This window comes from Pseudonocardia lutea, from assembly GCF_042658055.1.
In the GTDB taxonomy this organism is placed as follows: domain Bacteria; phylum Actinomycetota; class Actinomycetes; order Mycobacteriales; family Pseudonocardiaceae; genus Pseudonocardia; species Pseudonocardia lutea.
Window position 1 is genome coordinate 201770 of record NZ_JBHSQK010000007.1, and the last position, 14168, is coordinate 215937.

Sequence of the window (14168 nt, forward strand, 5' to 3'; positions counted from 1 at the left end):
GTCCTCCAGCATTACCCTTGAGTTGCCAGGGTTTCCTGTGACTAAGATGTGACTCGTGGGCCGCCCTGCCATGCCGTTGGGTACGTACTCCTCGATACGCACTTACGATCGAGGGGGAGTGTGGTGGGCGCGAACGCTGTTCAGAGACTGGGACGGCGTGACAAGGCAGGTACAGAGGAACGGGCCGACGGAGAACGCCGCGAAACGCGCACTCACCGAGGCCTTGCGCGACCGCGTCCGCATCGACGGAGGCGCGGAGATCACTCCGGAGTCTCGGGTCGACGCCCTCGCCGAGGCCTGGTGGTCGGAGATCAACGACGGCGCCAAGTCGCCGGGCACGCTCCGGGCGTACCGCGACCGCCTCGATCGCCAGGTGAAGCCCTCCCTCGGCAGCCTCCGCGTCCGTGAGCTCAGCACAGGCGTTGTCGACCGTCACCTCAAGGCCGTGCGCGAGCGGCACGGGGTCGCGGTGACGAAGCTCGTGCGGACGGTGCTGTCAGGGATGTGCGGCCTGGCGTTGAGGCACGACGCGCTCGACCGGAACCCCGTCCGAGACGCCCCACGCCTCTCCGGCACACCGAAGAAGGACCCCGTCGCCCTTATCGCTCCGCAGGCACGTCAACTTCGTGCCCTGCTCACCTACGACGACGTCGCGGTACGCCGCGACATCCCGGACCTCGTCTCGGCGATGTTTGCCACCGGACTGAGGATCGGCGAGGTCTGCGCACTGGGCTGGGACGACGTCGACCTCGAGGCTGGGACCGTTCGGACGGCTGGGATGGTCGTTCGCGAGCGCGGCAAAGGCCTAAAGATCCGGCGTGATCAGTCATCGAAGGTGAAGGGCCGCCGTCTCCGGTTGCCCACGTGGGCAGTCGAGATGCTGCGGCGGCGCAGACCCCAGGACACGACCTCCGAGCCGCTGGTGTTCCCCGCCGCCAAAGGCGGGCTGCGCGACCCGTCCAATACCCAGGCCGACCTCAAAGAGGCGTTGATCGCGAGCGGCTACGAATGGGTCACGAGCCATGTCTTCCGCAAGACGGTGGCTTCGATGATGGACGAAGCCGGTCTTTCGAGTCGCGCCGCGGCGGACCAGCTCGGCCATGCCAAGCCATCAATGACCAGCGACCGGTACTACGGCCGAGCGATCGTTGATACGGGTGCGGCCGATGTGTTGGAGGACCTCGGATAGCCAGCCTCGGTGCCGTGTTCCCGCGTGGCCCGGCCTCCGACCAAAGCCGTCAGCTTCGTCACAGTCCGTGACAACGACAGCCGTCCGTTATGCCAGCGCGCGCCTGCGGCATGATCGGCCCTCATGGCGGACGAAGAGCGCCCCACCGATCAGCAGATCCGTGCAGCGATGTGCGAGGCCGTTCGTGCGCAGATCACCACAGACGGCGACCGTGACGCGAAAAAGTTGGCAGCGCGCCCGATCCTTGAAGAATTCGAGCGAGCGCACGGTGCGGCAGGCCTGCTACGGCTGACCGAGCGACTATTTGTCCAGACGATGGAGCTGCACGCTCGGGCAGCAGCAGCGGGAGCGCCCTGGCCTCCTCGCCGCGAGGGCGGCGCCGCGGCAACCCGGCACGACGGCGGCGTTGAATGAGGTCGAGAAGACACCGTATTGAGCGCCAAAAGGCCGCCCGACGAGGCGCTCGTACCCCGCTCGCAGACGCTCGTCAGCTGAGCGCGTCCGCTTCCGCATGCGAATAGCCGTGTCGTCCTGGTGCCACACGTCAAGTCCCTTGAACGTCCGGACGTCTACGCATGGGCTGTACTCAGCTTCCGACGACTCGGGTGTAAAGCGCGCACTACCTCCCTCTCAGGTCTCCTACCAGCGACAACACTGACGCAAGATCCCCCTCCAACCCCTTTGACCGCACCCCCGAACGGAATTTCGTGTCATGAGTGGTGTCACGGCGCGAGCGCATTTCAGTCGGCGCGGAGTCAGTCATAACCTTCCGACCTCCTCTCAGCGTCGAGGCGATTCTTACGCTCCTACTTCCTGGTGGCCGCGAGGTCGAGGGCGATGTCGACGATCATGTCCTCCTGCCCGCCGACCAGCCCGCGGCGGCCGACCTCGACGAGGATGTCGCGGGTGTCGAGGCCGTACTCGACCGCGGCCCGTTCGGCGTGGTGTAGGAAGCTCGAGTACACCCCGGCGTAGCCCAGCGTCAGCGTCTCGCGGTCCACCCGGACCGGGCGGTCCTGCAACGGGCGGACGAGGTCCTCGGCAGCGTCCTGCAGGGCGAACAGGTCACAGCCGTGCTTCCAGCCGTGCAGGTTCGCCACCGCGATGAACGCCTCGATCGGGCAGTTCCCGGCCCCGGCGCCCTGCCCTGCCAAGGATGCGTCGACCCGGGTCACGCCCTCCTCGACCGCGATCATCGAGTTCGCCACCGACAACGAGAGATTCTCGTGCGCGTGAATGCCGATCTGGGTGGTCGGATCGAGGACGTCGCGATAGGCGCGGACCCGATCGCGGACATCGCCCATAGTCAGGCGGCCCCCGGAATCGGTGACATAGACACACTGCGCCCCGGCGTCTTCCATGATCTTGGCCTGCTCGGCCAGGTCGGCGGCCGGGGCCATGTGCGACATCATGAGGAAGCCGGACACGTCCATGCCCAGCTCGCGGGCCTTGCCGATGTGCTGGATGGCGATGTCGGCCTCGGTCGAGTGCGTGGCCACCCGGACAGAGCGCACGCCGAGGTCGTGGGCCTTCTGCAGCTCGTGCAGGGTGCCGATGCCAGGCAGCAGCAGGGTGGTGAGCACGGCGTTGGTGACGACCTCGGCCGCGGCGCAGATCCACTCCCAGTCGGTGTTGCTGCCCGGGCCGTAGGTCAGGCTCGCCCCGGCCAGGCCGTCACCGTGGGCGACCTCGATCGCGTCCACACCCGCGGCGTCGAGCGCGCCGGCGATCCGGCGCAGGTCGGCGGGATCGAGGCGATGTCGGATGGCGTGCATACCATCCCGCAGGGTGACGTCCTGGATGTACAGGGCGGGCGGGTCGTCGGCTGAGTGGTGGTCGTCATCGGAGGGCCTCCACAGCCTGAGCAGCAGGCTGGGTGCTGCTGGCGCGTGCAGCGAGGAGCTCGGCAGTGCGCAGGGCGGCCGAGGTCATGATGTCGAGGTTCCCGGCGTAGGCGGGCAGGTAATGCGCCGCGCCCTCGACCTCGAGGAACACCGACACCTTCCAGCGCGGGCGCGGGGCTCCGGCGCCGATGAGGGTGTCGAGGGGCTCGTCGTCGGCGACCGGGGTGACCTGGACCTGCTGCTTGAGTCGATAGCCGGGGACGTACCGGGAGACCTGCTCGGCCATCGCGGCCACGCTGGCCTTGATCGCCTCGGGGTCGGCGGCCGGCTCGTCCACGGAGCCGGCCAGGCACAGCACGGTGTCCCGCATGATCATCGGCGGGTCGGCGGGGTTGAGCACGATGATCGCCTTTCCGCGGGCCGCGCCGCCGGCGACGGTGACGAGCCGGTCGGGGCTGCCCTTGACGGTCACGAGGTCCGGAAGGGCGCAGATAGAACCGCCCGTGTCCGGAGACTTGATCGTCTGAGGAGATGGAGTCATGACACGCCGTTCCCGGCCACCGTATCCGCCGGGGTTGCGTGATCGGGTGGCCCGCCTGATCGCCGAAGCCCGCGACGACTGCCGGCGGGGACGACCCCCGACTGAGCCGGACGGCGCGCGGTGCCACGTCCGCGGCCGGTGCTCCGCAGCGCACGGCGGGGACGGTTCGGCACCCGGCCGCGGGAGTCCGGGCGGATGATCCTGGTCCGCCTCCGGGACCGCTCCACCCCCGAGACCGCGGCGGTCGCGGCCGCCCGGCTCCAGGCGGCACACAGCTGAGCCCTCGTGCTGCCGAACCGCGCCGTGGCTGGTGGATGGCGATCCGCTCTCCCGTCGACGACGAAGCACCGCAGCCGCGGGCGGCGCGCCATCACGGGGGACTCAGCCGGGTGTGCCGGGCCCGGAGGTCAGGACTCCGGGCCTCCAGCGGCTCGCGCGAGGCGCGCCGCCAGCTCGGCGAGCCGCTCCCGCAGGTCGACCGGACGCTCCACCACGAAATCATGGTCGAGCGCGATCAGGACCCCCGGGACCCAGTCGAGGCGTTCCGCATGCAAGGTCACCCGAGACTCCTGCCCCACCGGCTCGACGACGGCCAGACCCGCAGGCAGCCGGGCCCGAACCTCCTCCGCCACCCCGCGGACCCGGACCACCACCTCGTGCCCACGCGGGGCGGCGGCGATCCCGTCCAGGACCCGCGCGACCGGATCGAGATGGTCCTCGGCAACTGCGGACGAAACGAATACTCCCGGCAGGGCTCGGACATCGACCATCCGGTCGACGCGGAAGGTCCGGTCCTCCCCGATGCCGGGATCATGGGCTGTGAGGTACCACCGAGCGGAATGCGCCACGAGTCCGTGCGGGTGCACGGTACGGGCACTACGTCGCCCGTCGGCTCCCCTGTAGCGGAACGCTAGCGGTCGCCCGCGCTGCACCGCGTCGGCCACCGCGAGGAGCACCTCACCCTCGGGGGCCGAACCGCGCAACGGGTCGGTGCTGAACGACACCGCATCGAGCAGGGCGTCCAGTCGGGCCCCCAGAGCTGCGGGCAGCACCCGACGGATCTTGGCTCGCGCTGTGTCCCCCGCTGCGGCCGCGGCCGTCGTCAACCCCGTGCGCTCCCCGGCGACCAATCCGAGGAGGACGGCGAGGGCCTCGTCGTCGGTGAGCATGAGCGGAGGCAATCGGTACCCCCGGCCCAACCGGTATCCGCCGTACCGCCCGCGGACGGATTCGACCGGGATCTCCAGGTCCATCAGGTGCCCGATGTAGCGCCGCACGGTGCGCTCGTCGACACCGAGCCGTTCGACCAGCTCGGCACGGCTACGCAGGCCGCCGCTCTGCAGCAGCTCCAGCAGCATGAGTACGCGGGAGGTCGGACCGCTCATCCTGCGAAGATACTGGACCTGTCCTGTCCACTATCGGCGCTAACGTGGCCGTCATGAACTTCGCGTCCATCCGCATCATCACCGCCCAGCTTCCCCGCCTCGTCGCCTTCTACGAGGACGTCACAGGACTACCGGCCGACTGGGCCACCCCGCAGTTCGCCGAGCTGCGCACACCCGCGGGCACCCTGGCACTCGCCGACACCACCACCGTGTCGCTCTTCGGGCCCGGCTCCGCAGAACCCGCGGCGAACCGCAGCGCGATCATCGAGTTCCTGGTCGACGACGTCGATGCCACCTACGCCCGCCTCGCCGACCACCTCGACGACATCGTCACCCCACCCACCACCATGCCGTGGGGGAACCGGGCCCTGCTCTTCCGCGACCCCGACGGCAACCTGGTCAACCTGTTCACCCCCGTCACCGAAGCCGCGCGGGCCCGGCAGCAGGCACCGCTCGGCCGTGATCACGGCCAGGGAGGAGGCGAGGCGAGACACGGTCAGGTCGGGGCGACACAACCGCTCAGCGGTCGTCGGGCCGGGCAGCAGCCGGATCGAGCTGTGTCCGAGGTCGGCGAGGATGGCGCCGGCCGCGCCGTCGTCGGCGGGGCCCCACGTGTGCGCGGCGAGCGCGCCGACGGAGCGGAGATCCGGTCGCCGTAGGTAGACGAGGACGCCGCCCTCCCGAGCGATCCGGGCCGTCGAGTCGGCGAGGCGCCGGGCGCAGTCGCACCCCGAGGACCGGAAGACGTCCCCGACCCGGCACTCCGCATGGACCGCGACGAGGGACCGGCCCGGTGTGCCCTTCCCGACCAGTGCCATGTGCTCGGCGCCGGTCAGCTCGTCGCGGTATCCGACGGCGTCGAGGAGACCGTGGTCGGTCGGCAGCCGCGTGGTTGCCGCCCTGCTGACCCGACCGCGCCCTCCGTCTCCGAAGCGCCACCGGTACTCGGCGATGTCCGCGATGTCGAGCACGGGCACGCCGTCGCGGGCGGCGAGACGCATGGCGTCGTGGCGGTCCGCCATCTCGCTCCCGTCGCCGACGAGTTCCGCGATCACGGCCGCCGGCGGCAGTCCTGCCAGTCGGCACAGGTCGACGCCGGCCTCGGTGTGGCCCGGTCGTTCGACGACGCCGCCAGGCCGGGCACGCAGGGGGAGGATGTGTCCGGGCCGGACGAGGTCGGCCGGTCTGGTCGCGGGATCGGCGAGCAGACGGGCCGTGTGGGCGCGGTCGGCCGCGCTGATCCCGGTGGTGATCCCGGCTGCAGCGTCGACAGACACCGTGTAGGCGGTGCCGCGTGGTCCTGGTTGCGGTCGACCATGGGCGGCAGGCACAGGGCGTCGGCGCGCTCCGCGGTCAGCGGGACGCACAGCAGGCCCGAGGTGTGTCGGACCATCCACGCGGTCCATCGCGGTTCCGCCAGGGCGGCGGCGAGGATGACGTCGTACTCGTTCTCGCGGCCGGCGTCGTCGGCGACCAGGACAGGGCGGCCGGCACGTAGGGCCGTCACAGCCGCACTGATCCGGTCGACGGAGCGCAGCTCGTGTCGGATGCTCTCGGTTGCAGCGAACATCAGGCCGCGGTCCCGGCCAGTGCGGCGAGCGCATGGAACCCGCTGGCGTGGAAGACCAGCGGGGGGACGCCGTCGTGGCTCTGCAGAGCCTGAACGCGCAGCAGCACTAGATCGTGGTCCCCGGCCCTGAGGACGTCGTGCACCGTGCAGTCCAGCCACGCGGCCGCCTCGTGTATCAGAACGGCACCGTCCTCGGTCGCGGTGTAGCCCACGCCGGCGAACCGGTCTCCGGTCTTCGAGGCGATCTGACGGCAGACCCGGTCGTGGGTGGACGCGAGCACCGAGAGACCGAGTCGTGGTCGATCGGCCAACAACGGCCAGGTCGTGGACGTGTGCTGCACACACACCGACACGAGGGGCGGGTCCATCGACACGCCCACGAACGAGCTGGCGACGATGCCGACCGGAGCACCGTCGCGCAGCGCGCAGACGGCGGTCACCCCGCTGGGATAGCTGCCGTAGACCCGGCGCAACGCACTGCTCTCGGCAGGGTCGGGGATGATCACGTGACGCTTCCTTTCACACTGCCCGGCTGCGCGCTGACCTCCCACGTCGGAGGGCTCAGCGGCACCCGAGCTCGATCGTGCCGAGCCGGTCGACCGTGGCGGTGACGACGTCGCCGGGGCCGACCGGGACGGCGGCGGTGAGGCCGCCGGAGAGCACGACCTGGCCTGCGGCGAGGCCCTCGTCCTCGGAGGCGAGGCGGCGCACGAGCCAGGCGACGGCAGCGGCGGGGTGTCCGAGGGAGGCCGCGCCCGACGCGGTGGCCACCACCTGGCCGTTGTGCTCCAGCACCACGCCGACGAGCCGCAGGTCGATGCCCGCGGGCGACACCGGGGTGCCGACGACGAAGCGACTCGCCGAGGTGTTGTCGGCGACGACGTCCGCGGTGGTGAACCGGTAGTGGACGAAACGGGAGTCGAGGACCTCGATGCCAACCGCCATGCCCGAACACGCGGCGAGGACGTCGGCGGCGGTGACATGAGGGCCCGCGAGGTCGCGGCCGAGGGTGAACACGATCTCCGGCTCGCACCGGGGCTGGATGTGGTCTGCGGTGTCGAGCGGCGCGCCGACGTCGAGCGCACCCGCGGCGGGCAGGAAGCCGTGGATCGGGTCGGTCACGCCGACCTGTGCCTGCTTGGCCCGCGAGGTCAGCCCGAGCTTCCAGCCGGCGATCGGGCCCGTGGACTCGCGCAGCTCACGTTGCACGCGGTAGCCGGTGGGGAGATCGAGTCCCGGGAACTCGTCGGTGAGCTTGGTGATGGCGGTGCGGTCCGCCTGAGCCTTCGCGAGGCGGGCGGCCAGTTCGATGACATTCACTGCGGCGACGTTCACGCGACCCTCACGGTGACCGGTCCCAGCCGGTCGAACTCGGCCCGGAACACGTCGCCCGGGTTCATCGGCACGGCGGCGTGGAGCGCGCCGGTCATGATCAGGTGGCCGGGCTCCAACGCCACCCCGTGCTCGCCGAGCGTGTTCGCCAACCAGGCCACGACGGCGACCGGGTCACCCAGGGCCGCGGCACCGGCTCCGGTGTCGACGAGCTCGCCGTTGCGGGTCAGCGTCATGCCGACCAGCCGGGTGTCGAGGTCTCCGAGCGGGACGATGCGGCTCGAGGTGGCCATGGCCCCGTTGGAGGCCAGGTCGGCGACGGTGTCGGCGAGCCGGATCCGCCAGTCGGCGATCCGGGAGTCGATGATCTCCATCCCGGCGACCGCACCGGCGATGGCGGCCCGAGCTCGGGTGACGGTGACCCCGGGTCCCGCGAGCCGCTCGCCCAGGACGAACACGATCTCGGCCTCGATCTTGGGCGAGACGAAGTACCCGAGCGGGACGACGTCGCCGTCACGGTAGACGGTGGAGGCGAGGACGGGACCGTAGTCCGGGGTGTCGATGCCCAGCGCCTTCTGCATGGACGCGGCAGTCAAGCCGACCTTGTGGCCGACGATGCGGTCGCCGTCGGCGAGCAGCAGTGCGGTCAGCTCCTGCTGGATCGCGTAGCCGTCGGTGATGCCCAGCTGGGGTTCGGCGTCGGTGAACGGGGGGATGGGCGTGCGGGTGGCGCGGGCCTCGTAGAGCGCGCGTGCCTTCTCGGCCGGGGTGCTCATGACGACCGCTCCTCGGCCAGGCCGATGGCGACGTCGATGATCATGTCCTCCTGGCCGCCCACGTAGCCCAGCTCGCCGCAGCGCCGCAGGATCTCGTGCGCGGGCACCTTGTACCGCTCGGCGGCACGCTCGGCGTGCAGGAGGAACGAGGAGTACACCCCTGCCCAGCCCTGGACGATGGCGTTGCGGTCCATCTTCGGCCACCGCTGCAGGTAGGGGCGGACGACCTCCTCCGCGGCGTCGAGCAGCAGTCCTGCGTCGAGGCCGGTCGCGACGCCGAGGCGGTCGAAGACCGCGCCCAGCACCTCGGTCGGGGAGTTGCCCGCACCGGCGCCGAGCGCGCAGAGCGAGCCGTCGATGTAGCGGACCCCCGTCTCGTACGCGATCACCGAGTTGGCCACGCCGAGGCTCATGTTCTGGTGGCCGTGGTAGCCGACCCACGCCTCGTCCCCGACCTCGGCGAGCAGCGCCTCGAAGCGGGCGCGGGCGTCGTCCATCAGCAGAGCACCAGCGGAGTCGGTGACGTATGGGGCCTGACAACCGGCGTCGACCATGACCCGGGCCTGCTCCGCAAGATTCTCCGGGCTGGTCTTGTGGGCCATCATCAAGAACCCGACGGTCTCCATGCCCAGCTCGCGGGCCGCGGCGAAGTGCTGGGGCGACACGTCGGCCTCGGTGCAGTGCGTCGCCACGCGGACCATCTCGGCGCCGGCGTCGTGGGCGCGCTTGAGGTCGTCGACGGTACCGATGCCCGGTACCAGCAGCACCGCGATCCGCGCCTGGCGGACCTCCTCCCGAGCCGCGGCGATCAGCCGCATCTCGTCCGTGCCCGAGAACCCGTAGTTGAACGACGACCCGCCGACGCCGTCGCCGTGGCTGACCTCGATCCACTCGACACCGGCGGCGTCGAGCGCCCTGGCGGTGTCGCGCACCTGGGTCTCGGTGAACCGGTGCGCCACGGCGTGGCTGCCGTCGCGCAGGGTGGTGTCGATGACGCGGACGTCATTGCGCAGGGGTGGTCTCATGAGGTCGGCTCCAGCAGGGCTCGGGCCATGAGCTCGCCGATCCGGGCGGCCGCGGCGGTCATGATGTCGAGGTTGCCCGCGTAGGGCGGCAGGTAGTCACCGTTGCCCTTGACCTCGAGGAACACCGCGACGCGGGCGTGGCCGTCCCAGTCGTCGCGGGGTTCGTCGAACTGGGGCTCGGCGCGCAGGGTGTAGCCGGGCACGTACTGCTGCACCTCGGCCACCATCTCGTGCACCGACGCGACGATCGCGTCGCGATCCGCGTCGGCGCCGATCATGCAGAACACGGTGTCCCGCATGATCATCGGCGGCTCGACGGGGTTCAGGATGATGATCGCCTTGCCTCGCTCCGCCCCACCCACCTCGGCGACCGCCTGGCAGGTGGTGTGGGTGAACTCGTCGATGTTGGCCCGGGTGCCCGCGCCCGCCGAGCGTGACGCGATGGACGCCACGATCTCGGCGTAGGGCACGGGCGTGATCCGGGAGACGGCGTGCACGATCGGAATCGTGGCCTGGCCTCCGCAGGTGATCATCGAGACATTGGGCGAGCGGAGGTGGTCGGTGCCGTTCACCGCGGGCGACACCATCGGCCCGATATGCGCGGGCGTGAGGTCCACGGCCTGGATCCCCGCCGCGGCGTAGCGGGGGGCGTTCGCGGCGTGCGCTTTCGCCGAGGTCGCCTCGAACACGATGCGCGGCAACGGGTCCTGGCGGAGCAGCCAGTCCACGCCCTCGGCGCTCGCCGCGATCCCCCGCTCCCGGGCCCGAGCCAGGCCGTCGGACTCCACCACCCCGACCACGTACCGGACGTCCAGTACGGGGCTGTCGGCGAGCTTCGCCAGCAGATCGGTACCGATGTTCCCCGGCCCGACGATCGCGGCCGGCACTCGCGCAGAACTCATGACGCCGCCAGGAAGTCGTGGACCAGGGAGCCGAGCCGCGTCGGAACCTCGTACTGCAGGAGGTGCCCGCAGCCTGCGAACAAGTGCAGGTCGCACTGCCGCAGGTGCTCGGCGAGAAAGAACGAGGCGTCGGCGGAGATCGTCGCGTCGTCCTTGCCGTGCACCGCCAGGACCGGGTGCGAGACGGCGGGGAGCACCGTCTCGTCGTAGGTCGGCATGGGGGCGCCACCGCCCATCGCGGCCTGGAAGGACCGCTGGACGTCGGGTCGGACGGCGGTGGCCAGGCGCTCGGTGACGTACCGCTCGATGCCGGGTACCGGACGGGACAGCTGCGCGTCGACCACGGTGCGCATGCCCGCCTCGTCCGGCTCGCCGTAGAAGTCGATCAGGGTCGTGAGGTTGGCCTTGACCGGGGTTCCCCCGGCGGCCAGCAGCACGACCCGGTCGACGCGTTCGGGGACACGGAGGATCAGCTCCAGTGTGACCCGGGCGCCGTAGGAGTGCCCGACCAGGTGCACTCGGTCCAGGCCGAGCGCGTCGAGCAGTGCGAGCACGCCGTCGACCCGACGGTCGAACCAGGGGCCCGGCCCGGCGGGTACGTCCTGCGGGTGTCCGCTGCGCCCGAACCCGACGAGGTCGGGCACGAGGCAGCGGAACCCGGCGAGCGCGGGCAGGAGCGGCGCGAAGCTCAGGGCACCGGTCGCGCCCGGGCCGGTGCCGTGGAGGAACAGGACCGGTGGGCCCTGGTCGCTGCCGGCCGTCGCCAGGTGGGTGGTGTCCGGGCCGGTGACCAGCTCGTCCGTTCTCACGTCAGTCTCCTCCCGAAGAGGTCGCGGATCCGCTGCCAGGACACCGTCGCGCCGTGCTCGTGGTAGGCGGGGAGGCCCGGGAACATGAAGCCGTGGTCGGCGCCGTCGTAGACCTCGACGGTCGCGTTCGCGCGGGCCAGCTCGTCGCGCAGCGGCTTGTTCACCTCGAGCGAGGCGAGCGTGTCCGCCGCGCCGAACGCCACGAACAGCTTGGCATCCAGCGAACCGACGCTCAGGTGCGGCGAGTCCGGCTCGTCCGTGACGCAGAACGACGGGTGCATGGCCGCGCCCGCCACGAACTCCTCCGGCCGGGAGGCGAGCAGCCGGAAGGTGAGCCGTGCGCCCACGCAGAACCCCATGGCGCCCTTGACGCCGGAGCCCGCCACGGGGTCCTCGGTGACGCCGTCGAGCAGGGCGGCCACGTCGGCGAGCACCTCGTCGTCGGACAGCGAGCCCACTGCGGTCATCAGGCGCTCGAACTCCGGGGAGCCCGGGCCCTGGCCGATCCCGGCCAGGTCGAAGGAGATCTTCGACCCGATCCGGTGGTAGAGGTCGGGCAGGACGGCGTAGTAGCCGGCCTCGGCCACCTTCGCGGCGACGTCGTAGACGTCCTCCCGCAGCCCTGGGCCGTCGTGGAACACGACCACCACAGGGAACGGGCCCTCGCCGTCAGAGTGGCGTACGGCGACGGCCATCGGCCCGTCCGCAGTCTGCACGACCAGTTCCTTCTCGATCATGACGATCCCTCTCCCCGCGTCAGTGCGGTGGTGACCGCGAAACCGACGATCCACTCCGGTACCGGCTGGTAGAACGACGACTCGGTCCTGTAGGGCCCCCCTGTGCGCAACGCGGCGTGGGCCGCGATCCACGTCCGGACCTCATGGATGGAGCTGCCGCCCTGCTCACCGAGCCACTCGACACTGAACGTGTCGAACGGCGCGAGGTCGCCCTTGGCGAACAGCTGCAGGAGCTCGAGGTCCAAATCCGGGTTCAGGTCCATCAGAGGCGACTCGCCGCGTGCAAAGGACTGTCCCGCCTGATAGAGCAGTTCCTCGCGAGCCTGCTGCTCGGCCGGGGTACGCCGCTTGTCCACCAGGTAGGCGGCCGCCTCCGGGGCGGCCTCGCGCAGCCGCGGAATCGGTACGTCGTGCGACAGGCCGCCCGAGCCGACGAACAGGACCCTTCGGTCGAGCCGAGCCGCCCACTGCCCCACCGCCTGCCCGAGCCGCCGAACCCGCCGCAGCGGGCCCAGTGGTTGGGCCACCGAGTTCAGGAACAGCGGGATGACGGGGCGTGCATCGCTCGAGCCGAGCAGGACCTCGAGGGGCTGGGAGATGCCGTGGTCCACGACCATCTTCTCGGACATCGCCACGTCGAGGTCGGCGTTGAGAAGGTGGGCGATCAGGTCGTCCGCGAGGGCCTGGGGCACGTCGAGGGCCCCGGCGCTCGTGCCGTAGTCCCCGATCGCCGTCGCCGCCGTGCCGACGCAGAAGGGCGGCATCAGCTCGTACCGGAAGCCCTGGTAGTGGTCCGGCCCGAAGATCACGACCAGATCCGGGTCGAAGGAATCGGTGAACGCCCGGGCCTCCCGCAGCGCGTCCGCCACCGCGTGTGCCACCGACTCGCCCGGGTCGGCGGTGTGTAGCAGCGGGGAGTGCGACATGCAGCAGAGGGCGAACCGGGACGTCATCGTCAGACGTTCAGCGAGCGCAGCGCGGGCGCCACGTGCTCGCCGAAGAGCTGGTAGGAGCGCATCGTCTGCTCCTTGGTGAGGTTCCCGAACGAGCCCCAGTTGAGGAAGTTCCCGCAGCCGATCGTCTCGATCTGGTCCACGATCTGGTCCCGGACGGTCTGCGGCGTCCCCACACAGATCGCACCCATCGCGACGAGAGCGTCGAAGGAGACGTCGTCCCCGGCGAACGGGCGGAAGAAGGACTGGTAGTGCTCGTATCCCGCGGGCACGTTGTCGAGGTCGTGGAACACCGCAGCTTCCTTGAACGCCGCGAACAGCGCGTTGAACGCCGGCTCGGCGAGGTCGCGCGCCTCCTGCTCGGAGTCCGCGATGAAGACGTTGCGGCACACACCCATGTCGCTCGGCTGCGCCTCACGTCCGGCGTCGGCGGCGGCCTTCTTGTAGCCGTCGAAGATCGTCCGCATCTGCTCGGTCGGGGAGAACACCGAGGTGAACCTGAAGTTGTTCTTCGCCGCCCAGGCAACGGTGTTCGGGCTCAGCGCGGTGACCCAGATCGGCAGCTCAGGACGCAGCGGACGGGGCCAGATACCGACGTTCTCGTAATTGTAGAACTCACCGTGGAACGACCAGGTAGGCTCCTTCCACGCGGCCTGGATCAGGGCGACCGACTCCTCGAACCGCGCGCGGGTCTCCTCCATCTTCACGCCCTCGCGGATGAACTCCGGCTCATCCACACCCCGTCCCAGGCCGACCTCGAGACGACCGCCGGTGAGGTGGTCGAGCATCGCGCCCTCCTCGGCGAGGCGGCGCGGGTTGTGGAAGGCGGTGATGTTGGCCATCACACCGATGTGCATCCGCGTGGTCCGCTGCGCCAGCGTCGCGACCAGAAGGTTCGGCGAGGGACTGATGCTGTAGGGCGTGAAGTGGTGCTCGGAGAAGAAGACCCCGTCGAACCCCTGGTCCTCGGCGGCGACCCACGACTCCAGCTTCCAGTCGTACAGCTCCTTGCACAGCTGCGGGTCGAACTTCGCAGGGTCCGGATCGTACGGGTAGCTGAAGATCTCGAAGAGCCACGACTTGACCACTTGATGCTCCGTCCACT

15 protein-coding genes and 1 pseudogene are annotated in these 14168 nt (G+C 70.5%); 3 read left to right on the top strand and 13 right to left on the bottom strand.

The genetic code is table 11. The features are described from left to right. The first annotated feature begins 157 nt into the window (after positions 1 to 157). On the top strand, positions 158 to 1189 hold the full coding sequence (locus ACFQH9_RS03950; protein WP_379564277.1) for a site-specific integrase: 1032 nt from the start codon (positions 158 to 160) through the stop codon (positions 1187 to 1189). 123 nt (positions 1190 to 1312) lie between these two features. Next, the gene (locus ACFQH9_RS03955) at positions 1313 to 1603 is read left to right on the top strand and encodes a hypothetical protein (protein ID WP_379564279.1); all 291 of its coding nucleotides are present in this window, start codon (positions 1313 to 1315) and stop codon (positions 1601 to 1603) included. A 392-nt stretch (positions 1604 to 1995) separates the two neighbouring features. On the opposite strand, the gene dmpG (ACFQH9_RS03960) is transcribed toward ACFQH9_RS03955, so the two are convergent. From dmpG (ACFQH9_RS03960) to ACFQH9_RS03970, 3 genes are all read right to left on the bottom strand, one after another. After that, a complete protein-coding gene (gene dmpG, locus ACFQH9_RS03960; RefSeq protein WP_465269516.1) occupies positions 1996 to 3060 on the bottom strand; it encodes a 4-hydroxy-2-oxovalerate aldolase in 1065 nt (354 codons plus the stop codon). After that, positions 3029 to 3505: a hypothetical protein gene (locus tag ACFQH9_RS03965; RefSeq protein ID WP_465269514.1), complete on the bottom strand. Its 477-nt coding sequence runs from the start codon at positions 3503 to 3505 to the stop codon at positions 3029 to 3031. The genes dmpG (ACFQH9_RS03960) and ACFQH9_RS03965 overlap by 32 nt, the downstream gene beginning before the upstream one ends. Positions 3506 to 3981: 476 nt before the next feature. Further along, a complete protein-coding gene (locus ACFQH9_RS03970) occupies positions 3982 to 4959 on the bottom strand; it encodes a helix-turn-helix transcriptional regulator (RefSeq protein ID WP_379564281.1) in 978 nt (325 codons plus the stop codon). 53 nt (positions 4960 to 5012) lie between these two features. Between ACFQH9_RS03970 and ACFQH9_RS03975 the strand changes: the two genes are divergently transcribed. Continuing rightward, entirely contained in the window at positions 5013 to 5618 is a 606-nt protein-coding gene (locus ACFQH9_RS03975) for a VOC family protein (protein ID WP_379564283.1), read from the top strand. On the opposite strand, the pseudogene ribB reads toward ACFQH9_RS03975, so the two are convergent. The 10 genes and pseudogenes from ribB to ACFQH9_RS04025 form a co-directional block, all read right to left on the bottom strand. Continuing rightward, positions 5511 to 6529: pseudogene (gene ribB / locus ACFQH9_RS03980) on the bottom strand (3,4-dihydroxy-2-butanone-4-phosphate synthase); the annotation flags it as partial. The gene ACFQH9_RS03975 and the pseudogene ribB sit on opposite strands and share 108 nt — an antisense overlap. Next, positions 6529 to 7035 carry a flavin reductase family protein gene (locus tag ACFQH9_RS03985; RefSeq protein WP_379564285.1) on the bottom strand — a complete coding sequence of 169 codons (507 nt, stop codon included), beginning with the start codon at positions 7033 to 7035 and terminating at the stop codon, positions 6529 to 6531. The gene ACFQH9_RS03985 and the pseudogene ribB, both read right to left, overlap by 1 nt. Before the next feature lie 55 nt (positions 7036 to 7090). Continuing rightward, positions 7091 to 7849 carry a 2-keto-4-pentenoate hydratase gene (locus ACFQH9_RS03990; protein ID WP_379564287.1) on the bottom strand — a complete coding sequence of 253 codons (759 nt, stop codon included), beginning with the start codon at positions 7847 to 7849 and terminating at the stop codon, positions 7091 to 7093. A gap of 11 nt (positions 7850 to 7860) precedes the next feature. Beyond that, positions 7861 to 8637, bottom strand: a complete 777-nt coding sequence (locus ACFQH9_RS03995) for a 2-keto-4-pentenoate hydratase (RefSeq protein ID WP_379564289.1) — start codon at positions 8635 to 8637, stop codon at positions 7861 to 7863. Further along, a complete protein-coding gene (gene dmpG, locus ACFQH9_RS04000) occupies positions 8634 to 9662 on the bottom strand; it encodes a 4-hydroxy-2-oxovalerate aldolase (protein WP_379564291.1) in 1029 nt (342 codons plus the stop codon). The genes ACFQH9_RS03995 and dmpG (ACFQH9_RS04000) overlap by 4 nt, the downstream gene beginning before the upstream one ends. Continuing rightward, the gene (locus ACFQH9_RS04005) at positions 9659 to 10564 is read right to left on the bottom strand and encodes an acetaldehyde dehydrogenase (acetylating) (RefSeq protein WP_379564293.1); all 906 of its coding nucleotides are present in this window, start codon (positions 10562 to 10564) and stop codon (positions 9659 to 9661) included. The genes dmpG (ACFQH9_RS04000) and ACFQH9_RS04005 overlap by 4 nt, the downstream gene beginning before the upstream one ends. Continuing rightward, positions 10561 to 11373, bottom strand: coding sequence for an alpha/beta fold hydrolase (locus ACFQH9_RS04010; RefSeq protein WP_379564295.1), 813 nt, complete (start codon positions 11371 to 11373; stop codon positions 10561 to 10563). The genes ACFQH9_RS04005 and ACFQH9_RS04010 overlap by 4 nt, the downstream gene beginning before the upstream one ends. Further along, positions 11370 to 12110, bottom strand: coding sequence for a dienelactone hydrolase family protein (locus ACFQH9_RS04015; protein ID WP_379564297.1), 741 nt, complete (start codon positions 12108 to 12110; stop codon positions 11370 to 11372). The genes ACFQH9_RS04010 and ACFQH9_RS04015 overlap by 4 nt, the downstream gene beginning before the upstream one ends. Continuing rightward, positions 12107 to 13063, bottom strand: a complete 957-nt coding sequence (locus ACFQH9_RS04020) for a 3-carboxyethylcatechol 2,3-dioxygenase (RefSeq protein ID WP_379564299.1) — start codon at positions 13061 to 13063, stop codon at positions 12107 to 12109. The genes ACFQH9_RS04015 and ACFQH9_RS04020 overlap by 4 nt, the downstream gene beginning before the upstream one ends. A 2-nt stretch (positions 13064 to 13065) precedes the next feature. Further along, positions 13066 to 14151, bottom strand: coding sequence for an LLM class flavin-dependent oxidoreductase (locus ACFQH9_RS04025; protein ID WP_379564301.1), 1086 nt, complete (start codon positions 14149 to 14151; stop codon positions 13066 to 13068). Between the last annotated feature and the right edge of the window lie 17 nt (positions 14152 to 14168).